The organism is Martelella endophytica (assembly GCF_000960975.1).
GTDB classification, from domain to species: domain Bacteria; phylum Pseudomonadota; class Alphaproteobacteria; order Rhizobiales; family Rhizobiaceae; genus Martelella; species Martelella endophytica.
This window is the reverse complement of record NZ_CP010803.1, coordinates 2405123-2420671: the sequence shown is the minus strand read 5'-3', so window position 1 is coordinate 2420671 and position 15549 is coordinate 2405123. Positions and strand designations below refer to the sequence as shown.

At 62.8% G+C, this 15549-nt stretch carries 20 protein-coding genes; 3 read left to right on the top strand and 17 right to left on the bottom strand.

The window, feature by feature from the left end; genetic code table 11:
• Positions 1 to 158: 158 nt before the first annotated feature.
• Together rnd and TM49_RS10960 are read left to right on the top strand one after the other, a co-directional pair.
• A complete protein-coding gene (gene rnd, locus TM49_RS10965) occupies positions 159 to 1304 on the top strand; it encodes a ribonuclease D (RefSeq protein ID WP_045685128.1) in 1146 nt (381 codons plus the stop codon).
• 83 nt (positions 1305 to 1387) lie between these two features.
• A complete protein-coding gene (locus tag TM49_RS10960; RefSeq protein ID WP_045681247.1) occupies positions 1388 to 2728 on the top strand; it encodes an esterase-like activity of phytase family protein in 1341 nt (446 codons plus the stop codon).
• A gap of 37 nt (positions 2729 to 2765) precedes the next feature.
• Here TM49_RS10960 and TM49_RS10955 read toward each other — a convergent pair whose 3' ends face one another.
• Positions 2766 to 3173: a DUF2000 family protein gene (locus TM49_RS10955; protein WP_045681245.1), complete on the bottom strand. Its 408-nt coding sequence runs from the start codon at positions 3171 to 3173 to the stop codon at positions 2766 to 2768.
• Between TM49_RS10955 and TM49_RS10950 the strand changes: the two genes are divergently transcribed.
• Complete coding sequence (locus TM49_RS10950; RefSeq protein WP_082074707.1) at positions 3172 to 4095, top strand: AraC family transcriptional regulator; 924 nt, start codon at positions 3172 to 3174, stop codon at positions 4093 to 4095. The genes TM49_RS10955 and TM49_RS10950 overlap by 2 nt on opposite strands.
• Here the strand turns inward: TM49_RS10950 and ruvB are convergent.
• The 16 genes from ruvB to ctaD form a co-directional block, all read right to left on the bottom strand.
• The gene (gene ruvB / locus TM49_RS10945) at positions 4043 to 5077 is read right to left on the bottom strand and encodes a Holliday junction branch migration DNA helicase RuvB (protein WP_045681243.1); all 1035 of its coding nucleotides are present in this window, start codon (positions 5075 to 5077) and stop codon (positions 4043 to 4045) included. The genes TM49_RS10950 and ruvB overlap by 53 nt on opposite strands.
• Positions 5078 to 5134: 57 nt before the next feature.
• Complete coding sequence (gene ruvA / locus TM49_RS10940; RefSeq protein ID WP_045681241.1) at positions 5135 to 5755, bottom strand: Holliday junction branch migration protein RuvA; 621 nt, start codon at positions 5753 to 5755, stop codon at positions 5135 to 5137.
• Between the two features lie 19 nt (positions 5756 to 5774).
• Positions 5775 to 6287 carry a crossover junction endodeoxyribonuclease RuvC gene (gene ruvC / locus TM49_RS10935; protein ID WP_045681240.1) on the bottom strand — a complete coding sequence of 171 codons (513 nt, stop codon included), beginning with the start codon at positions 6285 to 6287 and terminating at the stop codon, positions 5775 to 5777.
• Positions 6288 to 6367: 80 nt separating this feature from the next.
• Positions 6368 to 6676, bottom strand: coding sequence for a Dabb family protein (locus TM49_RS10930; protein ID WP_045681237.1), 309 nt, complete (start codon positions 6674 to 6676; stop codon positions 6368 to 6370).
• Positions 6677 to 6751: 75 nt separating this feature from the next.
• On the bottom strand, positions 6752 to 7198 hold the full coding sequence (gene rnhA / locus TM49_RS10925) for a ribonuclease HI (RefSeq protein WP_045681235.1): 447 nt from the start codon (positions 7196 to 7198) through the stop codon (positions 6752 to 6754).
• The gene (locus tag TM49_RS10920) at positions 7195 to 8163 is read right to left on the bottom strand and encodes a homoserine kinase (protein ID WP_045681233.1); all 969 of its coding nucleotides are present in this window, start codon (positions 8161 to 8163) and stop codon (positions 7195 to 7197) included. Before TM49_RS10920 ends, rnhA begins: the two co-directional genes overlap by 4 nt.
• Positions 8164 to 8174: 11 nt before the next feature.
• Positions 8175 to 9170 carry a 4-hydroxy-3-methylbut-2-enyl diphosphate reductase gene (gene ispH / locus TM49_RS10915; RefSeq protein ID WP_045685126.1) on the bottom strand — a complete coding sequence of 332 codons (996 nt, stop codon included), beginning with the start codon at positions 9168 to 9170 and terminating at the stop codon, positions 8175 to 8177.
• 23 nt (positions 9171 to 9193) lie between these two features.
• On the bottom strand, positions 9194 to 9688 hold the full coding sequence (locus tag TM49_RS10910) for a mismatch-specific DNA-glycosylase (protein ID WP_045681232.1): 495 nt from the start codon (positions 9686 to 9688) through the stop codon (positions 9194 to 9196).
• On the bottom strand, positions 9681 to 10415 hold the full coding sequence (locus TM49_RS10905) for an SURF1 family protein (protein ID WP_045681230.1): 735 nt from the start codon (positions 10413 to 10415) through the stop codon (positions 9681 to 9683). Before TM49_RS10905 ends, TM49_RS10910 begins: the two co-directional genes overlap by 8 nt.
• The gene (locus tag TM49_RS10900) at positions 10408 to 10800 is read right to left on the bottom strand and encodes a DUF983 domain-containing protein (protein ID WP_045681228.1); all 393 of its coding nucleotides are present in this window, start codon (positions 10798 to 10800) and stop codon (positions 10408 to 10410) included. Before TM49_RS10900 ends, TM49_RS10905 begins: the two co-directional genes overlap by 8 nt.
• A gap of 25 nt (positions 10801 to 10825) precedes the next feature.
• On the bottom strand, positions 10826 to 11113 hold the full coding sequence (locus TM49_RS10895; RefSeq protein WP_425283243.1) for a GNAT family N-acetyltransferase: 288 nt from the start codon (positions 11111 to 11113) through the stop codon (positions 10826 to 10828).
• A gap of 52 nt (positions 11114 to 11165) precedes the next feature.
• Positions 11166 to 12050, bottom strand: coding sequence for a cytochrome c oxidase subunit 3 (locus tag TM49_RS10890; RefSeq protein ID WP_045681226.1), 885 nt, complete (start codon positions 12048 to 12050; stop codon positions 11166 to 11168).
• 103 nt (positions 12051 to 12153) lie between these two features.
• Complete coding sequence (locus TM49_RS10885; protein ID WP_045681224.1) at positions 12154 to 12738, bottom strand: cytochrome c oxidase assembly protein; 585 nt, start codon at positions 12736 to 12738, stop codon at positions 12154 to 12156.
• A 12-nt stretch (positions 12739 to 12750) separates the two neighbouring features.
• A complete protein-coding gene (locus TM49_RS23975; RefSeq protein ID WP_045681223.1) occupies positions 12751 to 12885 on the bottom strand; it encodes a hypothetical protein in 135 nt (44 codons plus the stop codon).
• Positions 12885 to 13823 (bottom strand): heme o synthase, encoded by a 939-nt coding sequence (locus tag TM49_RS10875; RefSeq protein WP_045681221.1) that lies wholly within the window; start codon positions 13821 to 13823, stop codon positions 12885 to 12887. Before TM49_RS10875 ends, TM49_RS23975 begins: the two co-directional genes overlap by 1 nt.
• Before the next feature lie 65 nt (positions 13824 to 13888).
• Entirely contained in the window at positions 13889 to 15541 is a 1653-nt protein-coding gene (ctaD, locus tag TM49_RS10870; RefSeq protein ID WP_045681219.1) for a cytochrome c oxidase subunit I, read from the bottom strand.
• Positions 15542 to 15549: the final 8 nt, after the last annotated feature.

Sequence of the window (15549 nt, the reverse complement as noted above, 5' to 3'; positions counted from 1 at the left end):
AAGGAAAAGCCCCTTCCTGCAGATCAAAACAGCCGCCGCGCCCACGTTTTGCAACACGCGGCCAGCGTCAGAGAGGTGTTTCGACGCAGCCCCGACCTTGACATCACCGCCGCAAAGGCGAAGGAAAGGTGACAGAACCGGAAGATGATTTTTTGAAGATGATTGAAACCACTGCCGCTCTCGAAGAGGCTTGCGTCAAGCTCGCCAAATCCGATTTTGTCACCGTCGACACCGAATTCATTCGCGAAAGCACGTTCTGGCCGGAGCTTTGCCTGATCCAGATGGCAAGTCCCGATCTCGAAGTGCTGGTAGACCCGCTGGCCAAGGGCCTTGATCTGAAGCCGTTTTTCGCGCTGATGGCCGATCCGTCCGTGGTGAAGGTGTTTCACGCCGCCCGGCAGGATCTGGAGATTGTCTATCACCTCGGCAATATGCTGCCGGCGCCGCTGTTCGACACGCAGGTTGCCGCGATGGTCTGCGGCTTTGGCGACAGCATCTCCTATGACCAGCTCGTCTCGCGCCTGACCGGCGCGCATATCGACAAATCCTCACGCTTTACCGACTGGCGCGCCCGCCCGCTCGACGACAAACAGCTTTCCTATGCGCTGGCCGACGTCACCCATCTACGCGACGTCTACCTGAAGCTGAAAGAGGAGCTTGAGCGCGAGGGCCGCACCGACTGGGTGGAAGAGGAGATGGCGATCCTGGAGACGCCGGAGACCTATGACCTGCCGCCGGAAAAGGCCTGGACGCGGCTGAAGCTCCGGATCAAGAAACCGCTCGACTTCGCCGTGATGCAGAAGGTTGCCGAATGGCGCGAGAACGAGGCGCGCGATCGCGACGTCCCGCGCCGTCGGGTGCTGAAAGATGACGCGATCTACGAGATTGCGCAGCAGCATCCGACCGAGCCGGAGGCGTTAGCAAAGCTGCGCATGATCCCCAAGGGCTGGGAGCGGTCGCAATCTGCCGCCGGGCTGATGGAGGCGGTGAAGATGGCGCTTGCCATCCCGAAGGCCGATCTGCCGCGTCTGCCGAGACAGCCGCAGCTGCCCGAGGGCGCCGCCGCGGCATCAGAACTGCTGAAGGTGCTGCTCAAGATCGTCGCCGAGCAGAACCAGGTTGCTGCCCGCGTCATCGCCTCTTCGGAAGACCTCGACAAGATCGCCTCCGATGGCGAGAACGCCGATGTCGAAGCCATGCGCGGCTGGCGCCGCAAGCTCTATGGCGAGCCGGCGCTGCAGCTGCTCAACGGCGAGGTTGCCCTGCGCTTCGTCGAGCGCAAGGTCGAGATGATTTCGGTCTGACACGAAAGCTTCATCGCTTCGTGAAACAGGCGACATGAGACGCGCATATCCCCGATCTGTTTTCAACACATCGGGGATATTTCATGAAGACCCTCCTCCTCGCCGCTGGTGCAGCCCTCCTCGCCGGTACGGCACTCGCCGACGACACCCAGTTTCCGGCGACGCTTTCCTCCCATGCGATTCTGCCGGCAAACACCATCATCGCCGCTCCGGCCGATGCGCCGGCCTATCTCCAGACCTCCGCGAAGTTCCTGAAGCTCGGCCAGCCGCGCGTCACCGAAATCGGCAGCGTGCCCGGCATGTCGGCCAAGCGCGAAACCGGTCTCTCGACCCCGTTCGACGGTCAGCCCGTGCAGGGGTTTTCCGGCATCAAGGCCATGGACGATGGCAGCTTCTGGTCGCTCTCCGACAACGGCTTCGGCGCCAAGGCCAACTCCTCTGACGCCGCGCTGATGATCCACCACATCGCCTTTGACTGGGACACCGGCACGGTTGACCGCAAGACTACCATCTTCCTCTCCGACCCCGACATGGTCGCCCCGTTCCCGATCGTGATGGAAGGCTCAGACAGCCGCTACCTGACCGGCGCGGATTTCGACATCGAGTCGATCCAGCCGGTTGAAGACGGCTTCTGGATCGGCGACGAACTCGGCCCCTACCTGCTGAAGTTTGATGCCGATGGCGCGCTGCAGGCCGTGTTCGCCACGCTTGCCGATGGCAAGCCGGTGATGTCGCCCGACAACGTCGCCCTTTCGATGCCGAATCCCGGCGCCGAACTCCCCGCCTACAACCTGCCGCGCTCCGGCGGTTTCGAAGGCATGGCGATCTCTCCGGACGGCGGGCATCTCTATGCCATGCTGGAAAAGCCGATCGTGACAGACGGCAAGCCCGAAACGGTGGATGGCAAGCAGGCACTGCGCGTGCTCGAATTCGATACCGCCGCCCAGGAATGGACCGGGCGCTACTGGCTCTACCCCTTCGCCGATGGCGGCACCAATATCGGCGATTTCAACATGGTTGATGCCACCACCGGCCTCGTCATCGAGCGCGACGGCGGCGAAGGCGACCCATCGATGGCCTGCGCCTCCGACACTGCCACCGGCTGCTTCGAAAAGCCCGCCACGCTGAAGCGCATCTACAAGATCGAGATGAACGACGACAACGTCAACGGCGCGGCCCGCAAGATCGGCTATATCGACCTGATGGCGATTGCCGATCCGGATGGCGTCGCCCGCCAGGGCGGCAAGGACGGTGTCTACACCATGCCCTTCGTCACCATCGAGAACGTCGACGTGGTCGATCCGACCCACATCATCGTCGGCAATGACAACAACCTGCCCTTTTCCGCCGGCCGCAAGGTCGATGCTGCGGACGACAACGAATTCGTGATCCTCGAAGTCGCCGACTTCCTGAACGCGCAGTAAGCCCGGGCGCCCGGCAGCCAGTGCCGCCGGGCGTTCTTCACGGATGCATCTTCGCGCCCTTCGAAATCTTGTCGGCGATCTTCTTCTCCGCCCGGAAGGCAATGCCGACGACCCTGGCATCCTCCGGCGAAAATTCGGCGAAGACAGCCCGGTTGGCGGCATCGTGCCCCGTCGAGAACATCTCCTCAATGTAGAGCGAGGCCGGCACGCCGCGTTCGAGCGCGCGGGTCTGAACCTTCTTCAGAGTGTCGCCATCGGCGCCGAGGACGATGATCGGCTGGGCGCAGAGCGGGTGATAGACATTGCCGGCGCCATCCCTGTATTCTTCCCCCATCAGCCCGTCCTCGGCGCTTGCGACACCGGTCGCGAGAAAGGCGGTGACGTTGAGCTTCTGCCACTGCGCAAGGTCCTCGCGCACGACGATGACGAATTTGGTGTCGAACATGAATGCGAACTCCGGAAAGGGATTTGAACGGTCGGCCGCCATCCTAGCGAGAGCCGAGGGCGGCGATCTTGAACGTTCGTGCAAGCGGGACGCCATCATTGCCGCGCCCGCCGAAGACGGCATCGAACGGCTGGAAGCGCGGTTCTCCGGCAACGGCTTTTCACCGCATCGGCACGACACCTATGCGCTGGGGCTGACCATGGCGGGCATCCAGACCTTCTCCTATCGCGGCGCGTCGCGCTTTTCGACGCCGGGTCGGCTGATCATCCTGCACCCGGATGAGCTGCATGACGGTGGTGCCGGCGGCGAGGACGGCCTCACCTACCGGATGATCTACCTGCCGCCGGAAAAGATCATGGCCGCGACCGAAGGCCTCGCACGCGCCCTGCCCTTCGTGCGTGACCCGGTGGCCGACGACAGGCCATTGCGCGCGAGCCTCGCTGAAGCTCTCGATGAACTTGACGGAGAAATGGGGGAATTGAAGCGCGACGGTCTGATCGCCGAGATTGCCCAGCACCTCGTCCGCCTCGGCGACGCTCAGGGCCTCGCCAGAAAATCATTCGACCGAAGGGCACTCGGCCGCTGCCGCGATTTCCTGGAAGACTCCGTCGAAGAGACGATCAACTCCGAACAGCTGGAGACCATCGCCGGCATCGACCGGTTCACCCTCGCACGCCAGTTTCGCGCGCTTTATGGCACCAGCCCGCATCGCTATCTCGTCCAGCGCAGGCTGGCGCGGGCAAAGGCGATGATCGCCAACGGGGAAACACTCGCCGCTGCGGCCATGACCGCCGGCTTTTCCGACCAGAGCCACATGTCGCGGCACTTCAAGAAAACCTACGGCATGACGCCCGGCCGGTTCCAGGCCCTCACTCGCCCTCGTCGAACAGCCGGAACTGGTCGATTTCCTTCGGGGGATTGAGGCCGAGGTGTTTCCAGGCAGTTGCGGTCATCACTCGCCCGCGCGGCGTGCGCTGGATCAGGCCCTGCTGGATCATGTAGGGCTCGATGATGTCCTCGATCGCATCGCGCGGTTCGGAGAGTCCCGCCGCAATCGTCTCGATGCCCACCGGACCGCCACCGAAATGCTGGCAGATCATGTTGAGGTAGCGCCGGTCGAGCTGGTCGAGGCCCATATGGTCGACCTCAAGCCGTGTCAGAGCCTCGTCGGCGATTGCGCGCGAGACTTCACCGGCATCGGCCACTTCCGCAAAATCGCGCACGCGGCGCAGAAGTCTGCCGGCAATGCGCGGCGTCCCGCGGGCCCGGCGGGCAATCTCGCGGGCGCCGTCATCGCTCATGGTAAGCCCCATCAGCCGCGCGCCGCGACGAATGATGCCTTCCAGTTCCTCGACCGTGTAGAAATTGAGCCGCACGGGAATGCCGAAACGATCGCGCAGCGGTGTCGTCAGCAGGCCAAGACGCGTGGTCGCGGCGACCAGAGTGAATTTCGACAGATCGATCTTCACCGACCGCGCCGCAGGCCCCTCGCCGATGATCAGGTCGAGCTGAAAATCTTCCATCGCCGGATAAAGGATTTCCTCGACTGCAGGACTCAGCCGATGAATTTCATCGATGAACAGCACGTCGCGTTCTTCGAGATTGGTCAAAAGCGCCGCCAGGTCACCGGCCTTGGCGATCACGGGTCCGGAGGTGGAGCGGAAATTGACGCCGAGTTCCTTGGCCATGATCTGCGCCAGCGTGGTCTTGCCCAGCCCCGGCGGACCAACGAACAGCACATGGTCCAGCGCCTCACCACGGCGCTTGGCCGCCTCGATGAACACCTTCAGGTTCGCGCGCGCTTCCGCCTGACCGGTAAAATCGTCAAGCGTCTGCGGCCTGAGGGCCGCGTCAAGGTCCTCGCCGCGCTTGTCGGGCGATATCAGGCGGCTTTCGTCATTCATGAACGTTCAAGCTTTTCTCTGTTCAGGCTCATCGAGGGCAACAATAATGAAACCGCGTCAATTCGCCAATTCCTTCAGCCCCAGCCGGATCAAAACCGCACTTTCCGCCCCCTCGCCCGCCGCCTTCAGCGCCGCAGCGACAGCGCCGGCGGCCTGGTCGCGGGAATAGCCGAGATTGGAAAGCGCCGAGATGGCATCGGAAACGGCGGCGGGTGCCGCGCCTTCGCCGACATCGCGGCGGAATGAAATCGCCTCATTGTCGCCCATCGAAAGACCGGCCGGCACCTTGTTCTTGAGCTCGGTGACGATGCGGGTCGCCACCTTCGGGCCGACACCCGGCGCGCGGGAAACGGCGGTCTTGTCGCCGAGCGCGATGGCATTGGCGATCTCGCCGGCAGTCAGCGTCGACAGAATGGCCAACGCCACGCGGGTGCCGACGCCCTGCACGCTCTGCAGCAGGTTAAACCAGCCGCGCTCCTCTGCGCTGATAAAGCCGTAAAGCTTGAGCTGATCCTCGCGCACGAAGGTCTCGATGACCAGCGTCACCGCCTCTCCGGGCGAACCGATGCGTGACAGTGTACGCGCCGAACAGAAGGCGACGTAGCAGACGCCGTGCACATCGACGAGCACATGGTCGTCGCCGATCTCGTCAATCACGCCCTTGAGCTTGCCAATCATTGTTGGTCCCTCATCGCGGTCAGCCCGCCATTGCCGCCTGCAGCATCCGGTTGCCGCCGCGATTGTGCGCGTGGCAGATGGCGATCGCCAGCGCATCGGCAGCATCGCTGCCCTTGAATTTCACCCGCGGCATCAGGACCTTGAGCATCATGTGGATCTGCTCCTTGTCGCCATGGCCGACGCCGATCACGGCCTTCTTGACCGCGTTCGGCGCATATTCGGCAACCCGGAGACCGGCGAGCGATGGCACCAACAGGGCGATGCCACGCGCCTGTCCGAGCTTCAGCGTCGCGACGGCATCCTTGTTGACGAAGGTCTGCTCGACGGCCGCCTCATCCGGACGATAGCCGTGCACCACCTCCGACAGCCCGTCATGAAGCTGCCTGAGTCGCGAAGCCAGATCCATGTCGCCATCGGACGTCACCGTGCCGGAATCGATGAACTTCAGCGAGTTGCCAAGCGTCTCGATCACGCCCCAGCCGGTGCGCCTCAGCCCCGGATCGATGCCGAGAATGCGAATCGTCTTTTCCATGCGTTCACCCTATCCGTGTCGGCACAAGCCTTCCAGAGAAAAGTGAACAAAGCGAAAACATTGCGCGGGAAGAAGGGGCTTCACCCCCGCATATCAAACACCAAAAGCCCGGAAATGCCACCGGCGGCGGCGGCGACAAGGCGCTCGCCGACGGCCTTGTGGTCGGGGTGCTCGAGGTAAACGTCGCGAGCGGCGGCATTCTCGAAGGTAACGATGAAGCCGTCGGAATAGCCGCTATCGAGGCCTTCCGGCGAAACATTGGCGCCGGATTTCACCTCGATGATGCCATCGATGACGTTCTTCAGCGCCGCGATGCCGTCATAGATGGCCTGCTTTTCGGTGGCCGGAACATCGGCCCGGAAACGCACAAATACACAATGAAAGATCATGGATGGTCTCCCTTTGCCGCCCCGTGGCAGCACACCCGCCCGGAACCGCTTATTGATATTTCAAAACACCGGCGCTCAGGAGCGCTTCTTTTTATAAGGCTCCATTCCCATGCGCGCCAGTTCGTCGGCGCGTTCATTCTCGTCATGGCCGGCATGGCCCTTCACCCAGTGCAGCGTCACCTTGTGGCGATTGCGCTCCGTCTCGAGCGCCTGCCAGAGCTCGACATTCTTGACCGGCTTCTTGTCGGCGGTCTTCCAGCCGTTCTTCTTCCAGCCGAAGATCCACTTGCCGATGCCATCCTTCAGATAGACGCTGTCGGTGTAAAGCTCGACGGTGCAGGGTTCCTTCAGCGCCTTCAACGATTCGATCGCGGCCATCAGCTCCATACGGTTGTTGGTGGTCATCGCCTCGCCGCCGGAGAGCTCGCGCTCCTTGTCGCCATAGCGCAGCACCGCGCCCCAGCCGCCGGGTCCGGGATTGCCCGAACAGGCGCCATCGGTAAAAATCTCGACTGTCTTCATGCCCGTTCCAGACCGTATTCGCCAGCGCTCCTCACCGAACGGTGGAAGCGCAGATAGCGCAGATATTCAAGCGGATCCTTCTTCACCACCAGCGCGCCGGCAGGCGTCATCAGCCAGTCGTAGAGCCGCGTCAGGAAGAAGCGCAACGCCGAGCCGCGCGCGAGCAGCGGCAGCGCCTCGATCTCGGTATCACTCAGCGAACGGACGCTCTCGTAGCCATCGAGCAGCGCCCGCGCCTTGGTGACGTTGAAGGCGCCATCCTTCTCGAAGCACCAGGCGTTCAGGCAGATGGCGAGGTCATAGGCGAGGAAATCGTTGCAGGCGAAATAGAAGTCGATGATGCCCGACAGCTTTTCGCCGATGAAGAAGACGTTGTCGGGGAATAGATCGGCATGAATGACACCTTCCGGCAGGTCGACCGGCCAGCGGTCCTCGAGAAGCGCCAGCTCCTCGGTGATCTCGCTTTCAAGCCCGATCTGGACCTCGTCCGCGCGGGTGGCCGACTTGTCCCAGAGATCGACCCAGCCCCTCAGCGACAGCGCATTCTCCCGCCTCAGCGAAAAATCCTGGCCGGCGAGATGCATGCGGGCAAGGGCTGCGCCCAGCTCGCGGCAATGCTGCGGCGCCGGCTTGCGGAGCCACATGCCTTCGAGGAACGAAATCAGCGCCGCCGGGCGGCCGCAGAGCCGGCCATAAAGCGCGCCGTCATTGCGCGGCAAGGGCAATGGGCAGGAGAGGCCCCGGTCGGCGAGATGCTGCATCAGGCCGAGATAGAACGGCAGGTCGTTCTCATCCACGCGCTTCTCGTAAAGCGTCAGGATTAGCGGGAAGCGATCCGTGTGCATGAGGAAGTTGGAATTCTCGACGCCCTCGGCAATGCCGCGATAAGAAAGCAGCGAGCCGGCGTCATACGCCTTGAGGAATGCCTTGAGGTCATCCTCGTTGATATCGGTATAAACGGCCAAATGCGTATTCCCTACCTGCCGTTGACGAAGGCCATGTCGTCGACGGTCAGCTCGACGTCGCGAAGCTGGCGGTTGACGAGGAAGTGCTCGTTCTCGATCGCGGTTTCGGCAAGCTCGACCGTGGCATCGAAGCGGGCGCGGAAGGCCTCGATGATCTCGTTGACGACGACTTCGGGCGCCGAGGCACCGGCCGAAAGGCCGAGCGTGCGGATCTCGCCGATGGCATCGAAATCGAGCTCGGCCGCGCGCTGGACGAGGATCGCATCCTTCGCGCCGGCACGCTTGGCAACCTCGACAAGCCGGCGGGAATTCGAGGAGTTCGGCGCACCGACGATGATGAAGAGGTCGCAGCCGGGCGCGGCGGCCGAGACGGCTTCCTGCCGGTTGGTCGTCGCGTAGCAGATCGAATCGGCCGACGGCGCCGTCAGGTTCGGAAACCGCTCCTGGAGCTTGGCGATGACGGCCGCGGTATCCTGTACCGAAAGCGTGGTCTGGGTGACGAAGCCGAGGTTGTCGGGATCGGCGGGCTCGTAGCGCTCGGCATCCTCGACGGTTTCGATCAGCGACACGGCGCCCTCGGGAAGCTGGCCCATCGTGCCGATGACTTCCGGGTGGCCGGCATGGCCGATGAGCACGACATGGCGGCCGAGCCGCTCGTGGCGCATCGCCTGCTTGTGGACCTTGGAGACCAGCGGGCAGGTCGCGTCGAGATAGAAGAGATTGCGGGTCTCGGCATCGGCGGGCACGGATTTCGGCACGCCATGCGCCGAGAATACCACCGGCTGCTGGCGATGCTCCACGGGGATTTCATCGAGTTCCTCGACGAAGATCGCTCCCTTGGCCTCAAGCCCCTCGACGACATAGCGGTTGTGAACGATCTCGTGGCGCACATAGACGGGCGCGCCATAGCGCTTCAGCGCCAGCACGACGATCTGGATGGCGCGGTCGACGCCGGCGCAGAAGCCACGCGGCCCGCACAGAAGGATTGTCAGTGGACTATTGGTCATTCTTCCCGTTTCCGGTCGGCCGGTCATTCCGGCGCGGTTCTGAGAGTTTCGGCCAACTGATACCAATGGTGACGGTCTTTTGTCCAATGGCCATTTGCCCCCGATGTCGATGGCAGGGCGAATATAGGAATGTTTTCCAGCTTTTTCGACTGCAGTCCGGCCGCGATTTTCCGGTCGCCGAAATAGATGCGGGCGGCATTGAGGCTGGTGAAGGCGATGACGCCCGGCCGGAATGCGACCATCTTTTGACGGAAGGCTTCGATGTCGAAATGCTCTGCCGAAAGTACCTTGTCCATGCCGCTTTCGCGCTGGTTGAGATCGGTGAGCCCGATGCCGAAGCCGAGCAGGTCACCGAAAGCCTTCGGGTCGACCTGCCGGTCGGTGAGGCCGGTATCGTGGAGCGTGCGGTAAAAGCGGTTCGACGGGTTGGCATAGAACGAGCCGGTGCGGGCCGAGATGATGCCTTTCGCCGTGCCGCAGAAGACGATCCTGAGGTTCGGCGCGAGCAGGTCAATCATGGCCACGATACCGTCGAAAGACGAGGACGCCGACACCGATGGCAAGCACTGCGGCAAGCCCGTACCAGGTGAGTGCGTATTGGAGGTGATCGTTCGGAAAGGAAATCCGCGTGACCCCGCCGACGGGCAGGCCGCCGGGGTTCGGCGCGTCGTTGGCGTCTATGAAGAACGGCAGCACCGCTGTCCGCTCAAGCCCTGTCGAGGCCGCCATCGCATCGAGGTCCTTCCAGTAGAAGATGTTCTTCGGAAGGTCGTTCTCGGGCACCATGAAGGATGGCTTGCCGTCGAGTCGGCTGCGGGCAAGGCCGGTAACCGTGACCTCGCCTTTCACCTGCCCTTCAGCCCGCGTCGCCGCCTCCTTGGCGTCGAAGGGCACGAAGCCGCGATTGACGAACACGGCCTGGCCGTCATCAAGACGGAGCGGTGTGTAGACGTAATAGCCGGACTGGCCGTTATAGGTGGCGAAGAAATGGCGCTCGCGATCATGCTCGAAGGTGCCCTCGGCCGTCACCGGGCGGTATTCGATATCCTCGCCGGCGGCCGCCATGGCGGCGATATCGGCCAGCGGCAGCGGCGCCTCGGTAAGCCGTTCATCGACGGAGGCGAGGAGGCCTTCCTTCCAGTGCAGGCGGCGCACCTGCCAGTTACCGAGCAGGATCAGGCACACGAAGGCGACGGCCGCGACGACGAGGCCTGCAAGGCGCAGCGGTGAGAGTGGCCTAGCCATCCTCGCCCCGGTCGATAACGCCCTCTGCGGCGCCGTGACGGTACTGGAGCGCGATCAACACGCCCTTGAAGGCGCGCAGTGCCGCAAGCGACAGGATGATGGCCACCGGCACCCAGATCACGGCATGCACCCACAGCGGCGGCGAATAGGTGACCTCGCTCCACAGCACCAGCGCGATGACAAGGAATCCGACCGCCAGCATGACGAAGACGGCCGGCCCGTCGCCGGAGTCGGCAAAGTCGTAGTTCAGGCCGCAATGGTCGCATTTCGGACGTAGCGTCAGGAAGCCGGTAAACAGGCGGCCCTTGCCGCAGCGCGGGCATGCGCCGAGCAGGCCCGATGTCACGGGATTGGCCGACTGGGGTCTTTTGTCTTGGTCGGACATGAAACTGCCGTGGGCGATGGGCCCTTTACTTGATGACGTCCTGCCACTCTTCGTGGCGCACACTCATCGCCTTGAAGAACGGGCAGAGCGGGATGATCTTCCAGCCGCCGGCGCGGGCTTCGCTGACGGCGTGTTCCGCCAGCGCCTGGCCGACGCCCTTGCCACGCAGCGCATCCGGAACGCTTGTATGGTCGATGATGATCAGATGGTCGGAAGCGCGCGAATAGGTCATCTCGGCCTCATGGCCTTCGACGGTGGTGTGGTAGCGGCCTCCGCTTCCGGTATTGTCTTCATGGATGGTGATGGTCTTCACTCCGGTAAAACGTCGCCGGCCGCCACGCGGGCGGCCGGGCGTCGGTTGAAACTCAGTGGCCGGTCTCGCCGAGCGGCGCTCCCCACCCGCCCCAGATATAGATCGAGAAGAACAGGAACAGCCAGACCACGTCGACGAAGTGCCAGTACCATGCGGCAGCTTCGAGGCCGAAATGCCGCTCCGGTGTGAACTGCCCGCGCGCCGCGCGGATCAGGCAGACAATCAGGAACACCGTGCCGACGATCACATGGAAACCGTGGAAGCCGGTGGCCATGAAGAAGGTGGCGCCGAAGATCGAATCCCGGAAGGCAAACGGTGCCTCGAAATATTCATAGGCCTGCACGCTGGTGAACAGCAGGCCGAGGACAACTGTCAGCGTCAGACCCTGCAGCAGGCCCTTGCGGTCGCCGTTGATCAGCGCGTGGTGTGCCCATGTCAGCGTCGTGCCGGACAGGAGCAGGATGACGGTGTTGTAGAGCGGGAAATGCCAGGGATCGATGACCTCGATGCCCGTCGGCGGCCAGGTGCCGCCCGTAGCCTCGAGGCGCGCCGCCTGGATCGCCTCGCCGGTAAACAGGCTGGCGTCGAAGAAGGCCCAGAACCAGGCCACGAAGAACATCACCTCCGAGGCGATGAACATGATCATGCCGTAGCGTAGATGCAGCGACACGACCGGCGTGTGGTGGCCCTCCTGCCCTTCCTTGATCGTATCCGACCACCAGCCGAACAGGACATAGGCAACCACCAGCAGGCCGATGAAGAACAGCCAGGGCTGGGCGAACTCGATCCCCAGCATCTTCAGCGATCCGCCGCTCAGATAGCGCATATAGCCGACGCCACCGAAGGCCATGACAAAGACGCCGATGGAGGCGACCAGCGGCCAGGGGCTCGGGTCGATGATATGGTAGTCGTGATTCTTGTGGTGCGCGTCTGCCATTTAGGATCCCCGTTCCTCTCTCCCTCGCGACATTTGGGCCGATATTGCCGCGATAATCAATCCCCGTTCCCGTCGCCTGCCAGCGCGCCGCGCTGCATCCGGCTCAGGAGTTGCTTTTATCCGAAGCCGTCGTCTTCCCGGCGACCGGCTTGGTATGTTCGAAAAACGTATAGGACAGTGTCAATACGTTGATGTCGCGCGTCTCTTCCGCCTCGGCAAATTCCGGATCGACGTAGAAGACAACCGGCATTTCCAGCGTTTCGCCCGGCTGAAGCACCGTCTCGGTGAAGCAGAAACACTCGACCTTGTTGAAATAGGCCCCGGCCTGCAGCGGCGTGACGTTGAAGATCGCCTGACCGCGCAGCGGCTCACTGCTCTTGTTCTTCGCCTCGAACATCACCTGCACCGTCTCGCCGATGCGCGGCGAGACCGACTTCTGCAACGGCGTGAAGCTCCAGTCGAAGCCGGGCGCGACGTTGGCGTCGAAGGTGACCTTCACGCGGCGGTCGAGGATGACATTCGAATACTGGTCGACACGCTGGGCCGTGCCGTTATAGCCGGTGACCTGACAGAAGATACGATAGAGCGGCACGGCGGCAAAGCTCATCGCGCCCATGCCGAAGACGAAGGCAAGGCACATCAGCACGACGGCGCCGTTATTGCGTGGCTTTGCGGTCTCCTCCCTCATCGCCCGTCCCCCTCAGTTGGCGCCGATCTTGATCATGGTGATGACGTAGAACAGTACCACGAGGCCGGCGAGAACCACGCCGAGCGCGATGTTGCGTCCCCGTCGCGCCTTCTTCTGGTTTTCCGTCAGCTTGACCGTGTCGATCATCAGCCCCCCCATACCAGCGCAAAGGCATGGTCGGCGATCAGGCCGGCGAAGATCGCCGCGAGATAGAAGATCGAGAAACCGAACATCTTCTTGGCCGGGATCATCTTCTGATCCCCTTCCGGCATACGCCAGACGCGGATCGAGGCATAGACGAAATAGGCGCCCATCGCGCCGGCGAAGACAGCGTAGACCGGGCCGGCAAGACCGGTCAGTGCCGGTGCCACGCCCGCAATCGCAGTCAGCACCGCATAGACGAACATCTGGATCTTGGTGGACTTTTCGCCAACGACATTCGGCATCATCGGAATGCCGACATCCTGATAGTCGCGCATCTTGAAGAGCGCCAGCGCCCAGAAATGCGGCGGGGTCCACAGGAATGTGATCGAAAACAGGATGACGCTGTCGAGCGAGATACCGCCCGTCACCGCGGCCCAGCCGACCATGGGCGGGAAAGCGCCGGCAGCGCCGCCGATGACGATGTTCTGCGGCGTCGCCCGCTTCAGCCACATCGTGTAGAATACGGCATAGTAGAAGATCGTGAAGGCCAGCAGGCCGGCGGCAAACCAGTTCACCGCAAGGCCGAGGGTGGCGACCGAAAAGCAGGAAAGCGCGATGCCGAAGGCCAGCGCCTCCTCGCGGCTGACCCGGCCCGCCGGGATTGGGCGCCTGGCCGTGCGGCTCATCACAGCATCGATATCGGCGTCGTACCACATGTTGAGCGCGCCGGCGGCGCCTGCGCCGACGGCAATGCAGAGGATCGCAATCGCGCCCATCACCGGATTGATCGGCTGCGGCGCCAGAAACAGGCCGGCAAAGGCGGTGAACACCACCAGCGACATCACCCGCGGTTTCAACAGCGCGAAATAGTCGCGCGCCGTCGCCTCCGAAAGAGCGATATCGGCCTCGGCAAAGCCGGTTTCATTTTCCACTATTGCCATGTTTCAACTGCCATCTTCAAAATAGGACCGCGCGCCGGCTTTTGGCGCGCGGATCAAACGTTTCCTCAGCGGACCCGCGGCAGCTCCGACCACTGATGGTAGGGCGGCGGCGAGGAGAGCTGCCATTCGAGCGTCGTTGCACCGGGACCCCAGGGATTGTCGCCGGCGACCCGCTTCTTCGCAAAGGCCTCATAAATCCCGAAGAGGAAAATGAGAACCCCGACGGCCGAAATATAGGAGCCATACGACGAAACTGCGTTCCATCCGGCAAAGGCATCGGGATAATCGATATAGCGACGCGGCATGCCCGAAAGGCCGAGGAAGTGCTGCGGGAAGAACACCAGGTTCACACCCACGAACATCACCCAGAAATGCAGGATCGCGACCTTCTCGTTGTACATGTAGCCGGTGATCTTCGGGAACCAGTAGTACCAGCCGGCGAAGATCGCGAACACCGCACCGAGCGACAGCACGTAGTGGAAGTGCGCGACGACGTAATAGGTGTCATGCAGCGACCGGTCGAGGCCGGCATTGGCAAGCTGCACGCCGGTGACGCCGCCGACGGTGAAGAGGAAGATGAAGCCGATCGCCCAGACCATCGGCGCGCGGAACGAGATCGAGCCGCCCCACATCGTCGCGATCCAGGAGAAGATCTTCACGCCCGTCGGCACAGCGATCACCATGGTGGCGAAGACGAAATAGCGCTGCGTGTCGAGCGACAGACCGACCGTGTACATGTGGTGCGCCCAGACGATGAAGCCGACGGCGCCGATCGCGACCATGGCGTAAGCCATGCCGAGATAGCCGAAGACCGGCTTGTTCGAAAAGGTCGAGATGATGTGGCTGACGATGCCGAAGCCCGGCAGGATCAGGATGTAGACTTCCGGATGGCCGAAGAACCAGAACAGGTGCTGGAACAGGATCGGATCGCCGCCGCCGTCGGGTGCGAAGAAGGTCGTGCCGAAATTGCGGTCGGTCAAGAGCATGGTGATGCCGCCCGCCAAAACCGGCAGCGAAAGCAGCAGCAGAAAGGCCGTGACCAGCACCGCCCATGCAAACAGCGGCATCTTGTGCAGCGTCATACCCGGCGCGCGCATGTTCAGGATCGTGGTGATGAAGTTGATGGCGCCAAGGATCGAGGAGATACCGGCGACGTGCAGCGCAAAGATCGCAAGGTCAACCGCAGGTCCGGGCTGGCCGGAGGTCGAGAACGGCGGATACATCGTCCAGCCGCCGCCGACGCCATTGGAGCCTGCCGGCCCCTCGACGAACATCGACAGGATCAGGAGCAGGAAGGCCGGCACCAGAAGCCAGAAGGAGATGTTGTTCAGTCGCGGGAATGCCATGTCCGGCGCGCCGATCATAATCGGCACCATCCAGTTGGCAAAACCGCCGATCATCGCCGGCATCACCATGAAGAAGATCATGATCAGGCCGTGTGCCGTGGTGAAGACGTTGTAGAGGTGCTTGCCCTGATCGACGGCCGCGGCGCCGGAATTGCCGTAGACCATGGCAGCGAGACCGTTGAAGATCTGGATGCCGGGTTCCTGCAGCTCCATGCGCATGGCGACGGAAAGCGCGCCGCCGATGATGCCGGCACAGATCGCGAAGATCAGATAGAGCGTGCCGATATCCTTGTGGTTGGTCGACAAGAACCAGCGGGCAAAGAAGCCGGGCTTGTGTTCGTGGTCGGCGGAGTGGATGCCTGCTTCGGCCATGATCGTCT

What these genes read in the sequence shown, in the direction of transcription:
- rnd (WP_045685128.1), top strand. Translation starts at nt 159, where the DNA reads ATGATTGAAACCACTGCCGCTCTCGAAGAGGCTTGCGTCAAGCTCGCC.
- TM49_RS10960 (WP_045681247.1), top strand. Translation starts at nt 1,388, where the DNA reads ATGAAGACCCTCCTCCTCGCCGCTGGTGCAGCCCTCCTCGCCGGTACG.
- TM49_RS10950 (WP_082074707.1), top strand. Translation starts at nt 3,172, where the DNA reads ATGAATGCGAACTCCGGAAAGGGATTTGAACGGTCGGCCGCCATCCTA.
- TM49_RS10955 (WP_045681245.1), bottom strand. Translation starts at nt 3,173, where the DNA reads ATGTTCGACACCAAATTCGTCATCGTCGTGCGCGAGGACCTTGCGCAG.
- ruvB (WP_045681243.1), bottom strand. Translation starts at nt 5,077, where the DNA reads ATGAATGACGAAAGCCGCCTGATATCGCCCGACAAGCGCGGCGAGGAC.
- ruvA (WP_045681241.1), bottom strand. Translation starts at nt 5,755, where the DNA reads ATGATTGGCAAGCTCAAGGGCGTGATTGACGAGATCGGCGACGACCAT.
- ruvC (WP_045681240.1), bottom strand. Translation starts at nt 6,287, where the DNA reads ATGGAAAAGACGATTCGCATTCTCGGCATCGATCCGGGGCTGAGGCGC.
- TM49_RS10930 (WP_045681237.1), bottom strand. Translation starts at nt 6,676, where the DNA reads ATGATCTTTCATTGTGTATTTGTGCGTTTCCGGGCCGATGTTCCGGCC.
- rnhA (WP_045681235.1), bottom strand. Translation starts at nt 7,198, where the DNA reads ATGAAGACAGTCGAGATTTTTACCGATGGCGCCTGTTCGGGCAATCCC.
- ispH (WP_045685126.1), bottom strand. Translation starts at nt 9,170, where the DNA reads ATGACCAATAGTCCACTGACAATCCTTCTGTGCGGGCCGCGTGGCTTC.
- TM49_RS10910 (WP_045681232.1), bottom strand. Translation starts at nt 9,688, where the DNA reads ATGATTGACCTGCTCGCGCCGAACCTCAGGATCGTCTTCTGCGGCACG.
- TM49_RS10905 (WP_045681230.1), bottom strand. Translation starts at nt 10,415, where the DNA reads ATGGCTAGGCCACTCTCACCGCTGCGCCTTGCAGGCCTCGTCGTCGCG.
- TM49_RS10900 (WP_045681228.1), bottom strand. Translation starts at nt 10,800, where the DNA reads ATGTCCGACCAAGACAAAAGACCCCAGTCGGCCAATCCCGTGACATCG.
- TM49_RS10890 (WP_045681226.1), bottom strand. Translation starts at nt 12,050, where the DNA reads ATGGCAGACGCGCACCACAAGAATCACGACTACCATATCATCGACCCG.
- TM49_RS10885 (WP_045681224.1), bottom strand. Translation starts at nt 12,738, where the DNA reads ATGAGGGAGGAGACCGCAAAGCCACGCAATAACGGCGCCGTCGTGCTG.
- TM49_RS23975 (WP_045681223.1), bottom strand. Translation starts at nt 12,885, where the DNA reads ATGATCGACACGGTCAAGCTGACGGAAAACCAGAAGAAGGCGCGACGG.
- TM49_RS10875 (WP_045681221.1), bottom strand. Translation starts at nt 13,823, where the DNA reads ATGGCAATAGTGGAAAATGAAACCGGCTTTGCCGAGGCCGATATCGCT.
- ctaD (WP_045681219.1), bottom strand. Translation starts at nt 15,541, where the DNA reads ATGGCCGAAGCAGGCATCCACTCCGCCGACCACGAACACAAGCCCGGC.